This is a genomic window from bacterium (assembly GCA_026398675.1).
Lineage (GTDB): Bacteria > RBG-13-66-14 > RBG-13-66-14 > RBG-13-66-14 > RBG-13-66-14 > RBG-13-66-14.
The window spans coordinates 1-5184 of sequence record JAPLSK010000396.1 but is presented as its reverse complement, the minus strand read 5'-3'; the positions used below and the strand labels follow the sequence as shown (position 1 = coordinate 5184).

At 63.0% G+C, this 5184-nt stretch carries 7 protein-coding genes; 6 read left to right on the top strand and 1 reads right to left on the bottom strand.

Annotation, left to right across the window (positions count from 1 at the left end):
* Positions 1 to 267 (bottom strand): zinc ribbon domain-containing protein (locus NTW26_11755; protein MCX7022921.1); only part of this gene is annotated, 267 nt, incomplete at its 3' end.
* Positions 268 to 486: 219 nt separating this feature from the next.
* On the opposite strand from NTW26_11755, the gene NTW26_11750 reads away from it, so the two are divergent.
* The 6 genes from NTW26_11750 to NTW26_11725 all read left to right on the top strand — a co-directional run.
* On the top strand, positions 487 to 1188 hold the full coding sequence (locus NTW26_11750; GenBank protein MCX7022920.1) for a hypothetical protein: 702 nt from the start codon (positions 487 to 489) through the stop codon (positions 1186 to 1188).
* Between the two features lie 295 nt (positions 1189 to 1483).
* A complete protein-coding gene (gene efp, locus NTW26_11745; protein ID MCX7022919.1) occupies positions 1484 to 2047 on the top strand; it encodes an elongation factor P in 564 nt (187 codons plus the stop codon).
* Positions 2048 to 2052: 5 nt separating this feature from the next.
* A complete protein-coding gene (locus NTW26_11740) occupies positions 2053 to 2721 on the top strand; it encodes a hypothetical protein (GenBank protein MCX7022918.1) in 669 nt (222 codons plus the stop codon).
* Positions 2722 to 2806: 85 nt separating this feature from the next.
* On the top strand, positions 2807 to 3271 hold the full coding sequence (gene accB / locus NTW26_11735) for an acetyl-CoA carboxylase biotin carboxyl carrier protein (protein ID MCX7022917.1): 465 nt from the start codon (positions 2807 to 2809) through the stop codon (positions 3269 to 3271).
* 224 nt (positions 3272 to 3495) lie between these two features.
* Positions 3496 to 4857 (top strand): MATE family efflux transporter, encoded by a 1362-nt coding sequence (locus tag NTW26_11730; protein ID MCX7022916.1) that lies wholly within the window; start codon positions 3496 to 3498, stop codon positions 4855 to 4857.
* A 4-nt stretch (positions 4858 to 4861) separates the two neighbouring features.
* A partial coding sequence (locus NTW26_11725) for a hypothetical protein (GenBank protein MCX7022915.1) occupies positions 4862 to 5184 on the top strand: 323 nt, incomplete at its 3' end.

The window sequence follows — 5184 nt, the reverse complement described above, 5'->3', positions numbered from 1 at the left end:
CGCCCCCGGCGAACCGAGTAACGCCCCGGCGAAAAAAGGAGCCCGGCCCCGGGCTCCCGCTAGCGCTGGATTCCTCAACCACCGCCGCTCGTGGAGCAAGCCGAGGTCCTGTCGTGGGCTACGTCGAGCGTGCCGAGGTCGCCCGTGATTACCCTCTTCACGGGACCTCCGCACTAGGGGGCACTCCCGCAGCGCCTCGTCGGTCATCCGCTGACGGGCCTCGAAGAGGTGGCCGCAGGCGTCGCACCTGTACGCGTAGGTGATCATTTTAGGTTCCAGACGAAGGATTATTCTCCCATGCGCATAATACCACACAACGGGCGGTCTTTCGAGTTCATTGACGCCGCAGCTTACTTAGTATAAGTGATTGAAAAAATAGACACCTAACCCTACTTTCAACGCCTGTCTTGACAACCCTTTAACCGTGTTGTACATTTTATGTAGAGTGATCAAACATCCATTGTAACCTTAAAGGAGGTGCTTGAGATGCCAAGGATTTTCTTCTTTATCCTCTTGACGGCTACCCTCTCTGCGGCCCAACTCAACGTCGCTTTCATGTTGAGTGAGCCCAGAGCCGATTGGGAGGAAGTCATAGGCTTCTTTACAGACGATGGGCGTTTCGGGGAACTGGATTACTACGACTGTGTGAGCGGCACGCCGCCCCTCGGGGTTTTTGTGCTGTACGATGTAGTTGTTGTCGGGGGCGTGCCGGAGTACCTGGACCCCGTGGTCTTCGGGGATCGGCTGGCCGATTACGTGGACCAGGGCGGCTTGGTGGTCGTTGAAGGCGGGAAGTTGGCGCACAAGTCTTATGGCGGCATCGGCGGTCGTTGGTACGACGACGGTTACAGCCCATACTACTCGATGATGCGATACCCGCTCGAAGGCCCTGAGGATTTAATCATCGACCAGCCGGATCACTACATCTTCAACGGCGTGTCGGGGCTTTTCGGCTGCAACTGGCGCGTAAACACGACCATGCGTGAAGGGGCGGCTGAGCTGGCCCATTACAGCGATGCCGGCGGAGTGGCGGTAAATGCTGCGGAGAGTGTTGTCGGATTGAACTTCTTGATCACCGATGTGTGGACCGGAGACGGCCACTTGATCATGGCCAACGCCGCATGTTTCCTGGCCGGCTACGCCGACGTGCAGGAAACCTCCTGGGGGCAGATTAAGGCTACATTCTGACCCATACCAGGCGTTATAAAAGCCGGCGAAGGCCGGCTTTTTGTTGGGATAAGACAAGGGGTTTCGCTAGAGGCGTAGCTCACTTCGTTCGGTTTGCCGGGGGCATAGCTCCCTCCGCTCGGTTAAACCCCTTGTTTTGTTCTATTGGCGCTTCTTGGGATTTATTTCCGTCTTCACGCATCCGGGCCATTATGGCGCAATTTGTTTTTTCTGTGTCATAGCGCGGGCGGCTTGCCCCGGGGGCCGCGGTGTGGTAACCTCCACCCTCGGAAATCGGGTGCCCATAGGAGGGGCCTTGATCACCACCGCCAGCTTTCGCAACGGGCTGAAGATGCTCTTCGACGACGTACCCCACATCATCGTCGAGTTCCAGCACGTGAAGCCCGGCAAGGGGCCGGCCTTTGTCCGGACAAAGCTGAAAAACCTCGTTTCGGGCGCCATCTTCGAGCACAAGTTCCGCGGCGGTGAGAGAGTCCAGGACATCACCCTCGACGACAAGGACGTCACCTTCACCTACCGGGAAGGGGACCTGTACGTCTTCATGGACGCCGAGACCTACGAGGAACTCCGCCTGGACGCCGACGCCCTCGGCGAAGTGACCCGGTGGCTCATCGAGGGGCTGGAGCTCTCCATCCAGTTTTACGACGGCCGGCCGCTGACTGTGGAACTCCCCTCGGCGGTGGACCTCCTGGTCGTCAAGACCGACCCCGGCCTGAGGGGCGACACCGCCACCGGCGGCACCAAACCCGCCATCGTGGAAACCGGTACCCAAGTCTCCGTGCCCCTCTTTATCAACGAGGGGGACAGAGTCCGCATTGACACCCGGACCGGCGCATACGTGACCCGGGTAAAGGAGTAGCGGTGATGCGTTTTTTCTTTTACCTTCTGGCCCTGGTCCCCTTCGCCGCCTACGGCGGAGTGCTCTTTGGGGACGACTTCGATTCCTACCCCGACGGCTACGATCTGGGTGACAGCACTGATTGGGAATATTTTTCCGGTGAGGGGATCACCGTGAGCGGCGGCTCCGCGACCACCGACGCCGACAACGACGCGCTGATCATGGCCGTCGGCGCCTTCGAGGGCAAGGACTACGCCGTGGGTTGCGAGTTCAGCGGGCTCACCGAAGAGGATGGTGGGGAGATACTGCTCGGCCTGCGTGCCGGCCTGGACCGTGGCGGCGAGCTCTACTACGTGGACATCTACCCCGATGGCGAGACCTACTGCATGGACCTGGTGTACGAGCTGAACGGCAACCCCGAAGTGCTGTACGGCACCTGCCTCCAGGCCGACCAGGACGGATGGCACAGCCTCGCCCTGTCCGCGTCCGGTTCGGGGCCGGTGGAGTTCGAGGTGTGCTTCGACGGCGACTCGGTCTTCCTCTACAGCGAGGAAACCTACATCGCCCCGGCGGGTGTCCCGGCCTTCGGTTTCTCCTCCGGTGACGCCGGTCCGCTGGTGGACGGCTTCGTCCAGACCGACGGCGGGGCGTCGGTGATCGAGACCTCTTTCGGCTGGATCAAGGCCCAGTTCTGACACGCCGCGTCGTGCGGCCGCCTTCCAACGGTGCGCCCCATTTTTGTATAATCACCCGCGCGGGGTGAGGCGAGAGGGAGAGCCGATGGATCTGGAAAAGCTCAGGAAAATCATCGACCTTTTTAACGAGGGCGGCCTGACCGGGCTCGTCATCAAGGGCGCCGATGACGGTTTCGAAGAGCTCGAGCTGAAGAAGGAGCTAGCCGCCGCGCCCGTCGCCGTCCCGGTTGCCGCGCCGTCGGTCGCCGCCCAAGAACCGGAAACCCCAGCGCCGACCGCGCCGACCCCCGTTTCCGAGAGCGGAGAGGATTTCCTGTACGTCGTCGCCCCCCTGGTCGGCACCTTCTACACCGCCCCCAGTCCGGAATCGCCGCCCTACGTCAAGGTGGGTGATCACGTCGGCAAGGGGAGCATCGTCTGCATCGTCGAGGCGATGAAGGTGATGAACGAGATCGAGTGCGATTACGCCGGCACCATCGTCAGGGTGATGGTGGAGAACGCCCAGCCGGTGGAATACGGGCAGAAGATGTTCGCCGTCAAGCCGGGTTAGACCCCGGCTTTTTACCCCAGGGGTCGCGGCTCTCGACCGGGGAGGCGACCCCGTTTTTCTAAACAAGGGGTTTAAACCCCTTGTCTTGGGGGAAATAGACAAGAGGTGGAACAAGGGGTGGAACAAGGGGTTTAACCGAGCGAAGCGAGCTATGCCCCCGGCAAAACCCCTTGTCAGGCCCCTTGTCTTACCCCTTGCCTCGCCATCAAAAATCGTGGCAACCGATGGCCAAACGACCGCTGCCGGACCTGCTCAACGGACCGGTGACCTCCACCCTGGTCAACCTCTCGTTTCCCCTGGCCGGGGCGATGCTGTTGAATTCGGCCCTGGGGGTCGTGGACCTCATCTACGTCGGCCTGCTGGGCAAAGAGGCCCTGGCCGCGGTGGCGCTCTGCTTCCCGCTGCATTTTTTGATCATCAGCATCGGCGCCGGGACGAGCGACGCCATCAGCGCCGTCCTGGCCCGGTACTTCGGCGCCGGGGACAAGGAGCACACGGAGCGTGTCGCGCTCTACGCCGCCTTCGCCTGGCTCGGCCTGACGGCGCTCATGATGCCGCTGGGGCTCATCTTGGCCCGGCCGCTCCTCGAGTCCACCGGGGCGGATCCCGCCGTCGTGGAAATGGCCAACGATTACGCCTGTACCCTTTACTGGGGGGCGGGCGCCATTCTGGGCCAGATGATGATGGGCGGTCTCTACCGGGGCGGAGGGGACACCCGGTTCCCATTCTGGAACCTGTTGCTCGCCGTAATTTGCAACGCGGTGCTGGACCCGCTGTTCATCTTCGGTCTGGGCCCCTTCCCCCGTCTGGGCGTCTACGGGGCGGCGCTGGCCACCGTGCTCAGCCGGGTGATCGGGATGGGCGCATTCTCCCTCCACCTCTTCCGGCGCAAGGGTCCCATTCATTTCAACCCCAAAGCCCTGCGGTGGGACCCCGAGGCCTACAGCCGTCTGTGGCGGCTGGCGGTGCCGGGTTTCATCCAGCGGGGCATCATGCCCGTGGCCATTCAGGTGGTCCTCTACCTCATCACCCCCCTGGGGGTGGCGGTGGTGGCTGCTTACGGGGTGGTGCAGCGCCTGTTCGGCCTGATCCAACTGCCCGCCATCGGTTTCGGATCCGGGACGATGGTGATGATCGGCCAGTGCCACGGCGCCGGATTGCCGGACCGGGCGAGGCACACCTCGATGGCCTCGGTCTGGGTGACCACCCTGATCACCGGCGGGTTGACCGTGCTCATCTGGTTCTTCGCCCCCTTCTTCGTCTCCCTCTTCTCCGACTCCCCGGAGGTGACCCGCGCCGGAGCGTTGATGATGCGCTGGCTGGTCGTCGCCCAGCCCGCGGCGGCCCTCATCATCCTGGTCAACGGCTACTTCAACGCCATGGGCCGGGGGCTCTACGCCATGCTTCCCACCATCGGCCAACGGCTCATATTGGAACCGGGCGGTCTCGCGCTGGGGTTGCTATTGGGTGGCATGACCGGCGCCTGGGCCGGGATGATGGCTGGCGGCCTGGTGGCCGGCGGGGTCAGCCTTCTCGTGCTTTTCAACCGGTGGCGGGCGCTTCGGCGTGAGGCGGGGGGCGGTTAGCGCCATGAATCGGTTGCCGGAGAACGCGAAGCGGGAGCTCGACGGAATCGCCACGGACACTGCACACGGGGCGGCGGAGCTCCACGCGCGGGCTCTGGGGCTGGCGCGGCGTGTTCCTCCCGAGCTTCTGCCCGCGCTCGGGGAGGCACTCCTGTGCGGTCGGCGGGACATGGCTCCGCTCATGAATCTCGCCCTGGCCCTCATCAATTCCCCGAACCCCGTAGAGGAACTGGACCGGCAAATCGTCGCCGCCCGGCGCGCTCCGAGTGTCATCGCCTCGAAGGCGAAGGCGCTCCTCGGTTCCGGTCGCGGGATAATCACCATTTC

Excerpts from the sequence above, each read along its gene's own strand:
- NTW26_11750 (MCX7022920.1), top strand. The coding sequence starts at position 487 with ATGCCAAGGATTTTCTTCTTTATCCTCTTGACGGCTACCCTCTCTGCG.
- NTW26_11740 (MCX7022918.1), top strand. The coding sequence starts at position 2,053 with ATGCGTTTTTTCTTTTACCTTCTGGCCCTGGTCCCCTTCGCCGCCTAC.
- accB (MCX7022917.1), top strand. The coding sequence starts at position 2,807 with ATGGATCTGGAAAAGCTCAGGAAAATCATCGACCTTTTTAACGAGGGC.
- NTW26_11730 (MCX7022916.1), top strand. The coding sequence starts at position 3,496 with ATGGCCAAACGACCGCTGCCGGACCTGCTCAACGGACCGGTGACCTCC.